Here is a 17,466-nt window from a genome sequence, read left to right as displayed (position 1 = left end):
CTTATTTTATTCATCTTCATCTTCATCAGTTAAATACGTACCTCTTTCCTCTTCATCAGGCTCATCTTCACTATAAAGAGCAGCTTCATCATCAGACTCACTAGCTATAGGTTCCAGGAAAGTATCTCCTAATTTTATAGTAGCGGGATATCGAGCAGATTTGTCAGGGGCAGCCCAAGCCCCCAATTGTGATAGGCTAAAGACATCATTGAGTGCCTGTGTTATATCTAACTCTAAATTGCTATATGCAATTTTAATATGTAATGGATTCGCTGTACCTGAAAAATTAAATGGCCATCCAGTTGTACAGACAATGCCTTCTGCATTATTAATTATAAAGTAGTCACCGATACTAGGATTTTCTACAGTATTACTTGGTTCGTTCGTTTGCTTATAGTACAACCGTAAACGTGATGAACTGGTTTTGTGAATTTCTATTACTCCTACCTGAACATCTTTTACTAAAAATCCTTCTTGCTGTAAAGTATTAATTGCCTTGATAAATCCCTGATATTCTTCTATATAACTTCGCCCATCTCGATGAATGATAATTGATTTCGGGTGCAAATCTAGAGAGTTAATATCTTTCTGTAAATCTTTCTTTAGTATGCTCAGAATTTGTCTTTCTGTAAGTTTTTCTCCCTGAGCAGATGGATATGGACGAAAATAGCAATCTTTTCCCCCATTGTATATATAAGTAAATCCTGCATAATTATTGAGTACATCAATTCCTATATATACTTCATAATACAGAGAATCTTTGAGAGCAAAAGGCCATTGACGATTAACCAACAGCATTCCTAAAGCTGTAAACCGTATATAAGAGAAATACCTTTGTTTTTGTTTTGGATTTTCATTTATTTGATATTCATTATTTTTTGATAGGAAGAACTTCTTTACATTACCTGCATCCACACATTGAAACTGCAAAGTTTCATACAATTCTCTTTTAATAAAATTATGGAAATCAGAGTGTGCGTTCTCTGGTAGTATTAATAAAGCACAACCTCTATCAATTTCATTCTTCTCTACTTCTCCTTTAATAACTTCTACTTGCTGGCGCAAGTTTTTGGCTTTTTGGTCATCATAGATTATTTTTTTAAATTTGTAAGAATGGGGAAAAAATTTCCCCATTTGATACTCAAAATCCTCTTGAAACTTCTGAGCAATAGAGCGATGTATAGATTTAGGTATAAATATATACTGAACTTGAAGTGCATCTCTAGTTAATAATCCCGCTTCTTTCTCTAGTAATAATTTCAACCTAGTTTTTCCATAATCTTGAATATTTATTCCTGTGTTTTCATCATTTCTGTTAATGTGTAAGATTTTATTATTACCAAAAATTAAATCAGGTATTTCAAACTTATCTATATTTTTTTCTAAAGGTTCTGCGGGTATGACTAATTTAAAATTATTGCCCAAATCAATATTCTGAAAGTATTTATCTATCAGTTCTTTGCTTTTTTCTAATCTGTCTATTGGCTTTAAAATGGAATAAGTATGCAATTTTGCCACTTTTTGATCATTAGTTTTATAGGTTTTGTAACATAAATCAGATGCTCCATATCTTTCTAGATTTTTATAAGGATATTGGTAAACAATAGCTATTGAATTTGGATCTACTTGTGTGGTAATTTCTAACTCAGAAGCAGTCGCAAATTTTTTCGTGTAATCATACACATTATAAGTTTTCTTATCTCTTTCAGAATAAAAGATTTGTTCACTAATACAGTAATCTGTAGAAGCTAAAAATTGTATTCGATACCATTGAACGCCAAATTTATAGAGAAAATGGTGCATTCTGTAATGATTTACATCTTCACCATTAATTACACGCGCCCAAAGAGATATTCTATCTACATAACGGATTGTTGTATCTAAGGATATATAAATATTTTTATCCGCTAAATAGTGAAGACGATAAACAAAGCCTCGTAATACATCGACTTGGCTATCATCTCCTGCATTGATAGCTTCTCGAAAATAAAATGAGCCATAGCTATCATTCCAAATTTCTGGTACTTTTATTAAAGCGGAGCGAATATTATAGCTTAACAGTCTAAGTGCTAACTTGATTTGATGAGGAGTAATATCACTAAAATTCAGTTCATAGATATTGGAATCTGGTACAAGAACTGCTACGTGCGGAATTAAACGCCATTCTGTTTTTATATCCTTTGTAAGCTCAGTAGTAGCAAGGTAGACTTTGTTTCCTTGCCAATATAGACAAACAGGTTTGCATAATGAAGATGCAACCATTCCAGCTAATCGATGAAGATTTTCGAGGTAGTTTTTATTTTTATGTGGAAGTTTAGTGACTTCCAACAATCTGTACTTATAGGATAGTTCAGATAAATTTTTGATGGCAAATAAATTTAGAACGTGATTCGTCATGAAGTGAGCCTCACACAGATTTGTTGAAAATTACAATATTCACAAGATAAATTACTATTCGCATAATCATAATCCTCTAGATTATCGAGATTATATTTATTATCACTAGATAAAGCTTTTATTTGTGAAATGCTTTGATAAATAAAATTATCTATAGTATTTATGCTGTCTTCATTCACATAATGTTTCGTTAGCTTACCTTGAAAAATATTAGCTTCAACTAGTAATAAATCTTCTGGATTATATTTTTTCCATTTCCATCTATTTAAAGCTGCTAGAGCATATATATTTAACTGCTTGGAATAATCACTAGTTTTGCTTCGACTAATTTTCCAGTCAATAATACACAACTTATTTTTCCCGTAATTCATTACTAAATCTAATTTAGCTGAAACCGGACAATTATGAATATTAAATTGTATTAAACACTCGGTAAAATAATCATTTCCTTGCTGTAAAAATTGAATGAATCTTTCTTGAGAATATAAATATTCATAACACTGCTTTATTTGTTTATATAAATCATCAATAAATATTTGAGGGATTATGATATCATATTCGTGGTCTCGCAAAGCCAAAAATGAGTTGCCTGCTGCTTTTTTAGTGATATTAGCGTCTCTATACTTTTTCTGTTTTGAAAATTCAAACTGCTTTTTCGCCAAAGAAATTGTTTGCTCAATGAGTTCATTAACAGAGATGATTTGGTGCTTTTGTAAAGATGGTGCTAGATACTCTTCAAGAGCTTTGTGAATTAGAGATCCTCGCCATTCATCAAGGCTACTTAACTGTTTAAGTATAAATGCTTCCCGACGAAGAGTATCTTTGGCATTGTGAGATGCCATCGTTTGGCTGAAGAAGTACTGTTTTTGACACCTACGAAAACAATTATGGGTAGATATAGACCACTTCATTATCAAGAGGGTTAAGTCTTTATTTTTACATTCTCAATTATTTAGGCTGAATCGACAAGACAAAGACTCAAATCCTCTTTTGGCACTCAGCCATTTCAGCAAAGGGTGTTCTACACCTGCCACAAAGTCCATACTCCCATAAAGCAGGTATTTTAAACCTATCTTCACACTTGGGACACTTGGACAGTAAACGCAAATTATGGCGATTGCATCCTCCCATTTCCTTAAACTGCCATTCAATTTGGTGACAAGGTGTTACAGCATAACAAGCCCCACACAGGCGGATTGGCTCATGCTGCATTCCAACTCCCAAAGGTGGCAGCATTTGAGCTAACCTGTCTGCATCTACCTCTACTACAGATGCGATCGCTTCCAATTCTTGCTGACTAGGGCGAGGGTTAAAATGAAATCTTTCCCACCGTGCCACTACAGCACCAATCCCAGCTAGATTACCCAACCCAGCAGCAGATAAATGGTTAGCACGTCTAAACCGACCGAGAAAATGACTCAGGCTTTCCCCAGGATAGGGTTCTATAATAAAAAGCCAAGGCTTAACATCTGGTGCTGTCATTACTTATACTCTTTCGCCACTTCTTGTAAAACAGCCTTATCAATCTTCTTAAATCCCTTCGATAAAGAACGAATCGCAGTTTCCCTGAGAATCTCATCCAGCCGACCAATGTAACCTTCAGTTGCCAATGTGAGAATCCGCAGCATATCCTTGCTAGTTAAATTAGAAGAGACAGGCAGTTTCAAAACCCTATCTTCCCAGGCTTGCACAGTATCTTGGAAATCTTTCCCTGATAACTTGCCGAAGCGATGACAAGCCCGAAAGCGGTTATAAACTTGTTCATCCCGTTTGATTACCGCTTCCAAGCGATCTGTTCCCACCAATACCACAGCAATTCCTAACTTGTCATAAATATCTCGCACTTCAGCAAACGTCTCAGGTTTGAGGCGATCGGCTTCATCAATAATCAGCATTTCTACCTCACACCCTTTAAGTACCTCCATCGCCCTCCCACGAAAATCAGAAACAGTTCCCTTTGTTGCCCGAAACTTGAGGTACTCAATCATCTCCTTGAATAAATCCTTAGAGCCGCATTTTTGCGGAGGCTGAATATAAACTACAGGCACAATCGGAGGTCGCCCAACTTCTTGGTGTGGCTTGTGCCTGTACCTATAGGCATCACAGGCAACTGTCTTGCCAGTCCGTGATTCCCCTACTACTCGACAGGATTGCCGTGCTTTGCGCTTGCCATCTAACCAATCATGGAGAGTTTTTACCTGCTGTAACGGCACAATGCTCTTACCCTTGAGACGAGCAATTTCAGCTTGCAACCACTCATCATCCGGTTTTACCCCACCCAACTGCTTGGCGATCGCACTCGCTTCTGTCATTGTTTAAAACCCGTATTCTTCACGAAGTTGTTCATAGTCCCACACTTCCATGTCTTCGTATTGAGAGTTAATCTCAGCAGTAGATTCCACTTCATCTGGTTCAACTACTTGGGAAGACAAGGATTCAGTTTTACTTTCATCAACCCCAGCAGATCGCAAAACCGCCTGTTCCAATTTTTGGCGCTCTTTACGGCTTTTCTTGGTTGCTACAAGAGCATCGCGGTCAACAACTTCTTGCAATAATGATTGGTTACTGATAGTTTTGCCTGCGGTGCGGAGTCTGCGACTTGCAGCTTCAGCCTCATCTAATGCCAGTTGCTCTGTCTCCAAACCTTGAGCGTGAGCGCGGGTCAGAAATACTTCCTGATTGTTTTCCTGGCGATAAACCAAAATTGTTGTAATGTCTCTGGGGTCAAACCTTAAGTTGACAGTTTCTCCGGCATAACCTGCCAGATATTCTCCTTGATACATCAAGTTCTGGAACTGCAAGCAACCACCTCTTTGCACAGTGCGCCGTGACTGCTTCATTAAACAGATATCCAAATCTCGTTCTGGTATTGGTACTGGTACTGTGGGCAATCCTGCTTCCCAACGCTCAAAGCGAGTTTGATCACCCATTCGCGCATCAATACTTTGGTTGTAGCGGTCAACGAGATAGCGTACAAGTAGCTGTTCTAGTTCTCTCAGAGTGAGCCTTGCGTCCTTTTCCGCATCTTCTGGGCGTTCCTGCACATTAGATCCGGTGTATCCAGGAAGTGTTGAAAATAGTTGGTCATTCAATGTTTTGAAAGGACGTTCTACTACTCCACCTTCAGAAGGGCGATCGCGTAAATGACAGACAAACCCTAACTGCGCTCCAATCTGACTCAAGTGGTTGGAGCGAAAGTCTTTACCGCCATCAGTATAAAAGTGTTCTGGTTTCCCATAAGTTCCCCACTCGCAATGCAGTTTGTACTCAGAACCGTACTGTTTGGGTAAAATCGCATGGCGTAACGCTAAAGCCACTACCACTGAACTCGGTGCATCAAAACCCAAATTAATACCCATAATGCAACGAGAGTAAGTGTCAATTACCGTTGTTAGCCAGGGACGACTTAGCAGTTGACCATGTTGATCCACAAGTAAAACATCTACACGAGTATGATCACATTGCCAAACATGGTTACTGTAATCAACAGATAAATCTTTTCCTTCACGGGTTTTAACTGAAAGTGTAGTTCCTCTCCATCCAGGGCTACGGATACTCTTGGCTTTTTCTTGCTTTTCTAATACAGGTGCTAGTACCCGTAAAACGGTTCTGTAATTCGGTGGCTTAGAGTCCTCCAACTCACGGGCTTTAGCCTGGACTCTGAGAGCAACTTGTTTAGGGGTCATGCGTTTACTACCCTTGTTACCCTCCCGGTAGGTCTTGAGAATAAAGTTTTCCCAAAACTCACCAATTCGATGCCTTCCTTTATCAGCCCTGCCAGTTTGAGTAAATCCGACTACACCATCTTGCTCCCACTTTTTGACTAATCGCTGCACAGTTCGCACCGATACACTTAGTTTTTCAGCAGCCTCTTTCAACTTCTGCCCATAGGTAGTGCGATCGCTCTTTTCCAGCAAACTTTGGATTACCTCTAGCTTGAGTTGGGCTTCCTCTGAGAGTGCTGTGACAATCACATTCCTCTCAAGAGGTTTATCGCTTTCTTCTTGTAAGCCTTCTGTAGGAATAGCTGAGGTATGAACAGCTAAATCAGGATTTTGCTGACTGTTCATAATACATAAGTTTTTTATAAATACATATTGTTATTCTAGGTGTAGATAAAGCGACAGTCAATTTGTCATTATGAAAATACACAAAAGCTTTTTTCTATTTAAAAAAGCGACAACTAATTTGTCACTATTACGGATAACGACATTTATTTTGTCACCATGAAGAAGTGATCCTAATTTTGTGAAAACGCTATAAGATATACTGTACAAGCATTTTAGCAATGACATTAATTTGTCACGACGACAAATAAAAAGTCACTGTACACTTAAACAATCATTTCAGCGGCGACTGTCAGCTTCTACTGGCATCTTGTTTAGGCAAGAATGTAGTTTAAAGCTTGATTCATTGCTTGCTTAAAACTTGTATAAAATCGAGGTTTATTCACCCTCGTTGATAAAGAGTGCCGTATCACGTTCCTAGGTGCTTTGCTGGGGAAAGGGTCAAACAATGTGAAAATATACTTTGTATAAAAAATATATAGCGGTTCTCAATTGAGTGAAATACACGCTTATAAGCGTGTATTGGACGCAACCCTTGACCGCTATATTACATATATTACGAGCGATCGCATTTTAAATCTCAAGTAACGGTGAGAACATCATTCTTGTTAACAATAAGTAAAGTTACTTTTTATTAATTTTACTTTATATTTTCTGGCTGAAAAAAAACCTTAAGTATTAATACTACAACTTACCTGTTGGAACTTGTGACCGAAGACATTATTATTGCGGTTAGGACTATAGAACATTTACCTATAGGTGACTGCCTTTATTTAGTCTTTACATTTTTTGTGATTATTCTCAAAGAATGTTTGTTAATCTCAGGTAAGTAAATTAACACTCTTACTAAAATTTAATAGATAGAAAACCTTGCTACCATTAAGCTCTGCCACAAAAGAGCGCTATAATGTTTGTCTTTTAAGCTACAGCAGTTATGATATCAATATTTGATTAAAATTGTCAAAACCTCTGTACAATTTTAGATTAAATGTATCGAAATTATCCCTAGTAAAAGTAAAATGAGCACAACTCCTATAGGTAGCTACAAGTTTTCCCAGAAACTACACCCGCTATCTCTGTTAGCACAACTAACCAGTCGGCGTGCTACAGGTTGCTTACGGATATTTACCGGGAGTGTTTCTTGGTCAATCTATCTAGAGGACGGTAAACTTACTTACGCCTCTTATTCAGATAAGTTATTTGAGCGGCTGGATAACCATTTACAACAGTTGAGTCAGCAAATTCCCGCTCTCAACAGTGCCACTCGCGTGCAGATGCGGCTGATGTTTGAACCGAAGGGAGAAAACCAGCCGACATCAGATGCAGATTATCAAGCTATTTGCTGGTTAGTTAATCAAGATCATATCACTTCTTCGCAAGCAGAAACGCTGATAGAGAACTTGGCTAAAGAAGTAGTGGAGTTATTTCTTACCTTAAAAGAAGGAAGCTATGAGTTTATTGCTGAGAATAGCTTAAATCAACTGCCAAAATTCTGTAGCTTGGATTTACGCTTGTTAGTCGAACACTGTCAAAAGCAATTGAGAAGTCAGCAAAATAACCAGTCACCACTTCCTTCCCCTGGACAAAAGCCAGTGGAAAAAGCAACCAAGCTGCCGCAATCTCAGCCCCAACTAATGCAGCTTGGGCAACCATTGCCAAAACAAAGCAATTTTGATAGTCAAGATAGTAACAATAATAAAATGCCAGCGCAAACTGCTAGCAAACAACTGTATACAGTTGCCTGCATTGATGATAGCCAAACAGTCTTAAATTCCATCAAGAACTTTTTGGAGGAGAACACATTTTCAGTTGTTATGATTAACGACCCGGTGAAAGCGTTGATGCAAATTCTTCGCAGCAAGCCCGATCTCATCTTATTAGACGTGGAAATGCCGAATTTAGACGGCTACGAGTTATGTTCTTTATTGCGGAGGCATTCAGCATTCAAAAATACACCTATCATTATGGTAACGGGCAGAACAGGATTTATAGATAGAGCCAAGGCAAAGATGGTTAGGGCATCAGGCTATTTAACTAAGCCTTTCACTCAACCCGAATTGCTGAAAATGGTGTTTAAACACATTGGTTAACTGATAACTTAATAAGGAGTAAAAATTAGAAAAAGTAACTTTAATAGTCCAAAATTACTTTTTTAGGAGATTTAGGAGTGAGTCTAACTTTGCTTGGCACAATTCTGATTGTTGAAGATTCCCCCAGTGAATTGGAACTAATGAGCCATTATCTCAACGAGAGTGGTTACAACGTGATAAAAGCAAGTGGTGCAAAAGAAGCTTTAGAAAAAGCTGTGTCAGAACAGCCAGACGTAATTGTTACCGACGTAGTAATGCCGGGAATGAGCGGGTTTGAGTTGTGTCGTTCTCTCAAAAGAAATCCCATTACTCAAAAAGTACCGATAGTGATTTGCAGTTCTAAAAATCAGGAAATTGATCGATTGTGGGCAATGAGACAAGGTGCTGATGCCTATGTAACTAAGCCGTATACTCGCGAACAACTTCTGCGGGCTATTAAATCAGTAGCGATTTGAATCAATGAATAGTTCAAAGACTATACTCTCTGGCAAAGAAGCTCAAAATAACTTAGGAGATGGCTATCTTAGATTTCAATTAAATCGCCAGACGGCTGCTGTATTATCAATGAAGCACACGCAAGAAGCGATTGTTGTTTCTGTTGAGTCTGTAGCTGCAATTCCCAGTATGCCAGCTTGCGTACTGGGATTGATGAATTGGCGCAGTCGGATAGTTTGGGCAGTTGATCTGTCAAAAATGCTGAATCTAGAAAGCCTAGATTATAGACAGCGGCAATACAATGTGATAATTATTCGAGTGGAATCAGTGCTTTTGGGTTTAGTGGTGCAAGAAATCACAGGTACTACCAAGTTTACGCCGGATGAAATCCACTCTCCTATAGGACAAGTTGCATCTAGTTTAGTTCCCTATTTACGTGGATGCTTTGTGCAACACAAAGAAATCTTGCTGGTATTAGATGCACAGGCAATTGTCCAGTCTTCGATTCTTCGTAATGATTAGGGTGTACTACTAAAAGAACGGATTTTTGGTTTTTAGATAAACCTATTCAAGCAAATTACTTTATGTTTAATAAAACTGATTCGGCTAAGAGTAGTGATGCTGATAAAAACGCATCGTTTATTTCGTCTGAAGTATCATCGGAAATCGCGGATAGTAATATACCACGATTGAGAAGCAATGCGCGATCGCCAAAAAATGCCAATTCTCCCTTGAATCGTGCCTTAACTGCTTTCAAACGCCTCAATTTGCGTAGCAAAGCTACAGTTTTGGCGATCGCTATCAGCACTCTGCCTGTATTAGGTATTGGTACTTTAGCTTATCACATTGCAAGCCTTTCGATTAGTAACAAAATTTCCGAGCTGCAACAAGCTGAAGCCGAAGCCTTGGCAGACAAAGTAAACCGTTTCATGATTGAACGGTATAGCGATATTCAAGTGCTGGCTAATCTGCCGATTCTCACAAATTCCACCGTTAAGACAGCTGTAAGCGAACAAGATAAAAAAGCAGTACTCGATAAGATTAGAGAGAGTAAGAAAGTCTATGACAGCATTGCTGTGTTTGACTTAAAGGGCGAGCCGATTTTACAATCACAAGCACAACCACTCACCAATTATAGCGATCGCGATTACTTTCAAGCTGCACTCAACAGCCCATTAATTAGTCAACCACAAGTATCTAAAGATACAAAAGTTAATAGCATTTTCACCTTTGCGCCAGTTAAAGATGCAGTCACCGGGCAAACTATCGCCATAGTCAGAGCGCGGATGCCCGTAAAATCTTTAGAAGAAGTAGTAAAAAATTATGCATTAGAAGGGCAAGAATATCATTTAATTGATGCTTCCGGAAAATTTTTCATGTCTTCGCAATCAAAGCAAATAGGTAGAGAAGCAAGAAGAAATTTTCCTGGCTTTGCGAACCTACAAGCCACACAAAAAGAAGCCACATTCAAAACAATTAACCAAATTGACAATAAAGAACAGCTAGTTAGCTACGCAGGCGAAAAGCTCAACGGTTTGCCAGATTTAAAATGGCAAGTAATTTTGGCTACAGATACAGCGATCGTCTTTGCGCCGCAAAGAGACTTACTTCTGGCTATATTAGGTGGGACGGTATTAACAACATTGTTGGTGTCTCTGCTTGCAGCTTGGTTAGCTAAACGTGCGACACAACCAATTTTGAATGCGACTCAGACAGTAGCAAGGCTGGGACAAGGTGAACTCACTACTCGCTTAGAAATAGACTCAGAAGACGAATTCGGCGAATTGGGTGAAAATATTAATTTGATGGCAGAGCAATTACAGTTGTTGTTAAAAGAACAAGAACTGGATGCAGAACGAGCAAAAATAATCACAGAAATTACCTTGCGGATTCGCCGAAATCTCAAAACCGAAGATATTTTTAAAACAGCGGTGAGAGAAGTTCGCTCGTGCTTGAGAAGCGATCGCGTAGTTATCTATAACTTCGATCGTAGCACTTGGGATGGAATGGTCGTTGCCGAATCGGTTGCGCCCGGTTATCCGAAAATGATGGGAGTGCAAATCGACGATCCATGTTTTCGAGAACGCCATGTAGAAACTTATAAAGATGGAAGAGTGCGAGCGATGGCTAACATTTATCAAGAGCCAAGCTTGCGAAATGCAAATTGTTACATTAGAATGTTGGAAAAATTTTCCGTCAAGGCAAATTTAATCGCACCGATGATTACAGACGGGCAATTGGTGGGTTTAATGATTACTCATCAATGCGATAGCCCCCGTTTTTGGCAACAAGCAGAAATTGATTTATTTAAGCAAGTAGCCACTCAAGTTGGCTATGCTTTAGAACAAGCAAAACTTTTAGAGGAAGTAGAACAAGGTAGACACAAGGCAGAACAAGGTTCCGAAGATGAACGTCAACAAAAAGAAGCTTTGCAAATGCAACTTCTTGAACTACTAGGGGAAGTAGAAGGTGCAGCCAGCGGAGATTTGACAGTGCGGGCTGATGTCACCACCGGGGAAATTGGCACCGTCGCCGACTTTTTCAACTCCATCGTGGAAAATTTGCGGTTGATTGTTACCCAAGTAAAACAAGCGGCTTATCAAGTAAACTATGCGATCGGTTCTAACCAAGGAGCGATGCGCGAACTGGCAGAAGATGCTATCACCCAAGCCTCAGAAATCAACCGCACCTTAGATGCTGTTGATCAAATGACCAATTCCATACAATATGTAGCCGAAAACGCCCAACAAGCGGCTTATGTTGCTCAAAATGCTTCGCACACCGCCAAAAAGAGCGGCAAAGCAATGGATATGACAGTGCAAAATATCCTCAGATTGCGGGAAACTGTAGGCGAAACAGCGAAAAAAGTCAAGCGTTTGGGAGAATCTACCCAACAAATTTCCCGCGTGGTATCTTTGATTAATCAAATCGCCATGCAAACCAACTTACTCGCCATCAACGCCGGCATAGAAGCAGCGCGTGCGGGCGAAGAAGGTCAAGGTTTTGCTGTAGTTGCGGAAGAAGTAGGTGAATTAGCTGCCCGAAGTGCAGCGGCAACAAAAGAAATTGAGCAAATTGTCGAGAACATTCAAAGAGAAACTAGCGAAGTTGTGCAAGCGATGGAAGTCGGAACCGCCCAAGTTGTAGAAGGAACCCGAATTGTTGAAGATGCTAAACACAGCTTGAGTCAAATTTTGGATGTTTCGCGCCAAATTGATTCTTTAGTACAGTCGATTTCCACCGCTACCACATCGCAGGTAGAAACCTCGCAAACTGTCAGCCACTTGATGAGAGAAATTGCCAAGGTATCAGAGCGCACCAGCTATTCTTCGCGGCAAGTTTCTGAATCTTTGCAACAAACTGCGGTGATTTCCCAAGAGTTACAGGAAACTGTTGAAACTTTCAAGGTGGATTAGTCATCAGTCATTAGTCAAAGGGCGATCGCACTTTTGACTCTTGACTGTTGACTGTTTACTGTTGACTATGGACAAAAACTATGTCAAAGGATAAAGAACTTGAAATCCAGATGCAGTTTCTGGAGGAAGCAACAGATTATCTCAATACTTTAGAAGAAGTATTGCTGGAAATCAACGCAACCAACCGCATCGAATTAGATAAAATTAATGCCGCACTCAGAGCTGCTCATTCTATCAAAGGTGGCGCGGGGATGATGGGGTTTCGTGCCCTAAGTGATTTGGCTCACCGTTTAGAAGATTCTTTTAAAGTTTTAAGGACGCGAAAAAACTCTTTAGAAATTGACACGCAATTACAAAGCTTGCTGCTATCTGGCGTAGATTGGCTGCGTCAGATAGTGGAATTGCTGTCAGAGGGTAATGTGGTTGAAGATGATTGGTTAGCAACTTTTTGTTATCCAGTTTTTGATGAACTGCACGATCGCCTGGGCGATCCTACCCCAGAAGATGCCTCAACCATACTTTCCGCAGACGAGGGGCAAGATATTATACCTCTGCTTTTTGAGACAGAAGTAGAAGGATGTTTGCAACGTCTAGAATCTGTGTTGGCAGATAGTCAACAACCTTGCTTGCGAGAAGAAGTTGCGATTATGGCAGCTGAATTGGGCGGTTTGGGAGAAATGTTGCAATTACCAGCTTTTACCCAGCTTTGTGAGTCGATCGCGCATCACATAGCAGCTACCGTTACGGATACACAAGTTGAACAAATTGCTCGGTTAGCATTGCAAGCATGGCGGCGATCGCAAGCTTTGGTGCTGACAAATCAACGAGATAGTTTACCTACAGATATCGAAGTTGAGGCGATCGCACCTCCGAGTTATGCGAATATGGATCTGCTATCCACAGAAGATGCTCTAGCTGAATTTCTCGCAAGCGATGCGGTAGAATCTCATGATAAAGAAGTACAAGAAGCTCTAGCTGAGTTTCTCGCAAGCGATGCGCTAGAATCTCACGATAAAGATGTACAAGAGGCTCTAGCTGAGTTTCTCGCAAGCGATGCGCTAGAATCTCATGATAAAGATGTACAAGAGGCTCTAGCTGAGTTTCTCGCAAGCGATGCGCTAGAATCTCATGATAAAGAAGTACAAGAGGCTCTAGCTGAGTTTCTCGCAAGCGATGCGCTAGAATCTCAAGATAAAGAAGTACAAGAGGCTCTAGCTGAGTTTCTCGCAAGCGATGCGCTAGAATCTCAAGATAAAGATGCAGAAATAGTAGAACCACTACTTTTAGAAACAGAAGACAGCGAAGAAGCTTGGCTAAATCCAGAAATAATTGCCGCAAGTTTTGAATCTTTGGAAGCAGAAATTATCGATGACAACGCTACTATTGACGAGCCACCAAGCGTAGTAGTTTCTAGAGAATTTTCCCCCACAGATTACAAATTTGTTGAACGCAAACCAGAGCCAATTCCAGTTGGCAAAGACCGCGAAGTTCATGAAAATACAGTTAGAGTTCCCAGCAAACAACTTGAGCAAATTAACGATTTATTTGGGGAACTAATTATTCAGCGCAATGGACTGAACTTGCAAATGGAAAGATTACGCAAACTCATACGTAATCTTAGCCAGCGAGTGCATGTTTTAGAGCGAGAAAATCAGGAACTACGCACAGCATACGACAAAATTACTACTCATGCTGGAGTACCATCTAATTCACCATCACTAACATATCCAGGTAATGGCAATTCAGACAACTTTGCATTTGACGATAGCGACTATTCACCCCAGCAAGATCGGGGATTTGATACCTTAGAAATGGATCGCTATAACGAATTAAGCCTCTTGTCGCAAGAGGTAATGGAAACCATTGTTCAAGTACAAGAAGTCACAACTGATATTCAACTGAGTGTTGACGATACAGATCAATTTGCCAGAAAGTTAAACAAAACATCAAAGCATTTACAAACAAAGCTTACACAAATACGGATGCGTCCGTTATCAGATTTACTCGATCGCTTTCCTAGAGCTTTGCGCGACATGAATGTAGAATATGGCAAAAATGTTCAGTTGAAAGTTGAAGGTGGCAACACTTTAATTGAACGCAGCATTTTAGAAGCATTAAACGATCCTTTAATGCATCTATTAAGAAATGCTTTCGATCACGGCATCGAAGATCCAGCTACCCGTCGCGCTGCCGGTAAACCGGAACAAGCATTGATTGAAATTAAAGCCACTCACCGCAGTAATCGTACAATCATTACTATGCGTGATGATGGACGTGGCATGGACTTGGATAAAATTCGCGATCGTGCCGCAGCTATGGGTTTAGATGCAACTCTTCTGGCACAAGCAAGTGACGAAGAACTGTTATCGCTCATTTTTGAACCGGGATTTAGCACCTCCGACCAAGTTACAACATTATCCGGTCGCGGTGTCGGTATGGATGTGGTTCGCAACAACCTGAAACAAATCCGGGGAGATGTCAAAGTTGATACAGTCCTCGGAGTTGGAACCACTATTACCATGTCAGTGCCGTTTACACTTTCTGTAGCACGAGTACTGCTGGTAGAAAGTAATCGAATGCTATTGGCATTTCCCACAGATGTAGTTTTGGAAATATTCTTACTCCAAAACGATCAAGTTTTCCCAATGGCTGGTAGCGAAGTTATCAATTGGCAAGGAACTATGCTGCCTTTGATTCGCTTAGGACAGCACTTAGAATTTAATTGCCCCCGTTATAATAGCCCAGATTTAGAAACTGCCCCGGCGATTAATGCTGCCAATGTGTTAATCATCAAAGGTAACAACCAGCCGGCAGCAGTGCAAATAGACCGTTGTTGGGGTGAACAAGAAGTTGCCATCCGCCAAGTTGAGGGAAATATACCTTTGCCTAATGGTTTTAGCAACTGTACAATTCTTGGTGATGGTCGAGTAGTGGCTTTAGTTAACGCTAACGAGTTACTGTATTGGATTGCCACTAATCAGCGCACACCTAAAACCAGTAAATTGCCATCAACAAAATTAAAAACTGCCTTCCTCGTACCTAATGATGATAAAGCAATTTTGCCGCAACCTGATAACCAAAAAGGCACTATTTTGATCGTAGATGACTCAATAAATGTCCGGCGCTTTTTGGCTTTGACTCTCGAAAAAGGAGGGTATCAAGTAGAACAGGCGAAAGATGGTCAAGATGCTTTGGATAAACTTAATAGTGGCTTGCAAGTTCAAGCGGTGATTTGTGATATCGAAATGCCGCGCATTGATGGTTACGGCTTTTTAGGTCGTGTGAAATCAAACAATGATATGAAAAATATACCGATTGCCATGTTAACATCTCGCAGTAGTGATAAACATCGGCAACTCGCATTGCAATTAGGTGCGCGAGCTTACTTTTCTAAACCTTACAATGAGCAAGAATTGTTGCGAACTTTAGAGCAAATCATCTTTCGTATGGCAGAGGCAGCATCATCTAATTAAACTTGGGTATGGGGCAATGGGGGATGGAGACAAGGAGACAAGGAGACAAGGAGGAATTACCAATGCCCATTGCCCTATGCCCCATGACGGCAGGTGCTTCAAGTCGGCGGAGCCGACCGCAGGTGCGCGTCTGCCGGGAAACCCTTTCAGCAGTCGCTCATGGGGGTAACGAACATGACCGCGCTGCTTCACCAACGCACTGCCTCCCCAACGCACAGCCAAACCTATGCCCATTGCCCTATGCCCCATGCCCATTATTAAACAACCCCTGCTTGAAACACTCGCCCAATCACTTCTTCCACAGGTGGTTCTGTTACAGTTAAATCAACTACTGCCAAATCCGCCAAAATTCGCGACACAGTACGAGTAAGAGCCTCTTGCGGCACCACAAAACACACCGATGTCTGATTTTCATCTGTTTGTTGTGTATGCCCTTCTAAAAGCTTTACATCACCGTAGGACATCAGTTTCTCTCTCGGTAGCGGATGAGCTAACTCTACATGAACTTCTCGGTAAGGAGCGAAACGTTCTAACAGTCCATCCAAGCTACCGTCATACATCAACTTTCCTTGGTGAATTAATAGCACCCGTTGACACAAAGCTGTAATATCAGCCATGTAATGGCTAGTCAATAACACCGTCGCTTGATAGCGCTGATTGTACTCGCGTAAAAAATCCCGCACCCCAACTTGAGCATTCACATCTAGTCCCAGCGTCGGTTCATCAAGAAACAGCACAGAGGGACGGTGCAAAAGTGCGGCTAAAAGTTCTGCTTTCATCCGCTCACCTAAAGATAGCTTCCGCACAGCTTGAGTAAGCTTACCTTCCAGGGACAACATTTCTGTTAATTCTCCGACTCGCCGCCGGAACTCTTTATCTGAGATGTTGTAAACAGCGGCGTTAATTTTTAAAGAATCCAGCGCTGGTAAATCCCAAATCAACTGCTGCTTTTGTCCCATCACCAAGGTAATTTTTTGCAAAAAAGCCTCTTGACGCCGAAAGGGAATTTGTCCAGATACTCTGACATTTCCGCTAGAGGGGTGAATCAGCCCTGTGAGCATTTTCAGTGTAGTGGTTTTACCAGCACCATTCGGTCCCAAAAACCCGACAACTTCACCGGAAGCGATTTCAAAGGAAACATCTTGAACTGCTTTAATTTCCCGGTAGGTGCGGCGGAAAAAGTGGGTAATTGTCCCTTTTATACCTGGCTCTTTAACTGCCACCGGATAAACTTTGCTCAGGTTTTCAGCAACGATGATTGACATAGATTTTCTTTTAGGTGATGCACGCGATGCGGAAGCCGCCGCCAAGGGCGATCGCTCGAAATTATCTGATGATTTCTGGCGATTCTTAGATAAATAAAAAAATCATCAGCCAGATTTAATCATATTTCCTGACTTCTAACTTTTAATACCATTTCACTTTTTGGGTGATACAAATATCTTGGAAAGAAAGGGCGCTTGGATTAAGCGCACGCCAGTCCACTCAACGGGGGGTTTCACACTCATGTAGACAAAAATGGACAGGCTTGTTTTAAAGATCCTCAACACGATAGCGAGTCACAAAGGATGAAGCCTGTCCATTTTTG

Annotated in this window: 12 protein-coding genes; 5 read left to right on the top strand and 7 right to left on the bottom strand. The window is 40.5% G+C overall.

Translation table 11 applies throughout. The annotated features are described in order from the left end of the window. Positions 1-6: 6 nt before the first annotated feature. From PI95_RS19870 to PI95_RS19850, 5 genes are all read right to left on the bottom strand, one after another. Positions 7-2,397 (bottom strand): argonaute/piwi family protein, encoded by a 2,391-nt coding sequence (locus PI95_RS19870; RefSeq protein ID WP_039742840.1) that lies wholly within the window; start codon positions 2,395-2,397, stop codon positions 7-9. Further along, positions 2,394-3,308 (bottom strand): PD-(D/E)XK nuclease family protein, encoded by a 915-nt coding sequence (locus PI95_RS19865; RefSeq protein ID WP_163519025.1) that lies wholly within the window; start codon positions 3,306-3,308, stop codon positions 2,394-2,396. Before PI95_RS19865 ends, PI95_RS19870 begins: the two co-directional genes overlap by 4 nt. Positions 3,309-3,375: 67 nt before the next feature. Continuing rightward, positions 3,376-3,879 carry a TniQ family protein gene (locus tag PI95_RS19860; protein WP_039742845.1) on the bottom strand — a complete coding sequence of 168 codons (504 nt, stop codon included), beginning with the start codon at positions 3,877-3,879 and terminating at the stop codon, positions 3,376-3,378. Further along, positions 3,879-4,709 (bottom strand): TniB family NTP-binding protein, encoded by an 831-nt coding sequence (locus PI95_RS19855; RefSeq protein ID WP_039742847.1) that lies wholly within the window; start codon positions 4,707-4,709, stop codon positions 3,879-3,881. The genes PI95_RS19860 and PI95_RS19855 overlap by 1 nt, the downstream gene beginning before the upstream one ends. 3 nt (positions 4,710-4,712) lie before the next feature. Next, on the bottom strand, positions 4,713-6,467 hold the full coding sequence (locus PI95_RS19850) for a TnsB C-terminal domain-containing protein (RefSeq protein ID WP_039742849.1): 1,755 nt from the start codon (positions 6,465-6,467) through the stop codon (positions 4,713-4,715). Between the two features lie 1,016 nt (positions 6,468-7,483). On the opposite strand from PI95_RS19850, the gene PI95_RS19845 reads away from it, so the two are divergent. From PI95_RS19845 to PI95_RS19825, 5 genes are all read left to right on the top strand, one after another. Beyond that, positions 7,484-8,554, top strand: a complete 1,071-nt coding sequence (locus PI95_RS19845) for a response regulator (RefSeq protein ID WP_039742851.1) — start codon at positions 7,484-7,486, stop codon at positions 8,552-8,554. A 77-nt stretch (positions 8,555-8,631) separates the two neighbouring features. After that, entirely contained in the window at positions 8,632-9,009 is a 378-nt protein-coding gene (locus PI95_RS19840; protein ID WP_039742853.1) for a response regulator, read from the top strand. A 4-nt stretch (positions 9,010-9,013) separates the two neighbouring features. Further along, on the top strand, positions 9,014-9,511 hold the full coding sequence (locus PI95_RS19835; RefSeq protein WP_039742855.1) for a chemotaxis protein CheW: 498 nt from the start codon (positions 9,014-9,016) through the stop codon (positions 9,509-9,511). Between the two features lie 62 nt (positions 9,512-9,573). Beyond that, positions 9,574-12,405, top strand: a complete 2,832-nt coding sequence (locus PI95_RS19830; protein ID WP_039742857.1) for a methyl-accepting chemotaxis protein — start codon at positions 9,574-9,576, stop codon at positions 12,403-12,405. An 80-nt stretch (positions 12,406-12,485) separates the two neighbouring features. Continuing rightward, entirely contained in the window at positions 12,486-15,878 is a 3,393-nt protein-coding gene (locus PI95_RS19825) for a hybrid sensor histidine kinase/response regulator (protein ID WP_039742859.1), read from the top strand. Here PI95_RS19825 and PI95_RS19820 read toward each other — a convergent pair. Then, entirely contained in the window at positions 15,867-16,127 is a 261-nt protein-coding gene (locus tag PI95_RS19820; protein ID WP_163519024.1) for a hypothetical protein, read from the bottom strand. The genes PI95_RS19825 and PI95_RS19820 overlap by 12 nt on opposite strands. 8 nt (positions 16,128-16,135) lie before the next feature. Further along, complete coding sequence (locus PI95_RS19815; RefSeq protein ID WP_039742862.1) at positions 16,136-17,143, bottom strand: ABC transporter ATP-binding protein; 1,008 nt, start codon at positions 17,141-17,143, stop codon at positions 16,136-16,138. Positions 17,144-17,466: the final 323 nt, after the last annotated feature.

The sequence above is a fragment of the Hassallia byssoidea VB512170 genome, from assembly GCF_000817785.2.
Taxonomy (GTDB): Bacteria; Cyanobacteriota; Cyanobacteriia; order Cyanobacteriales; family Nostocaceae; genus Hassallia; species Hassallia carrinoi.
Note: the sequence above shows the minus strand (reverse complement) of the source record. Positions and strands in the feature narration are given on the sequence as shown.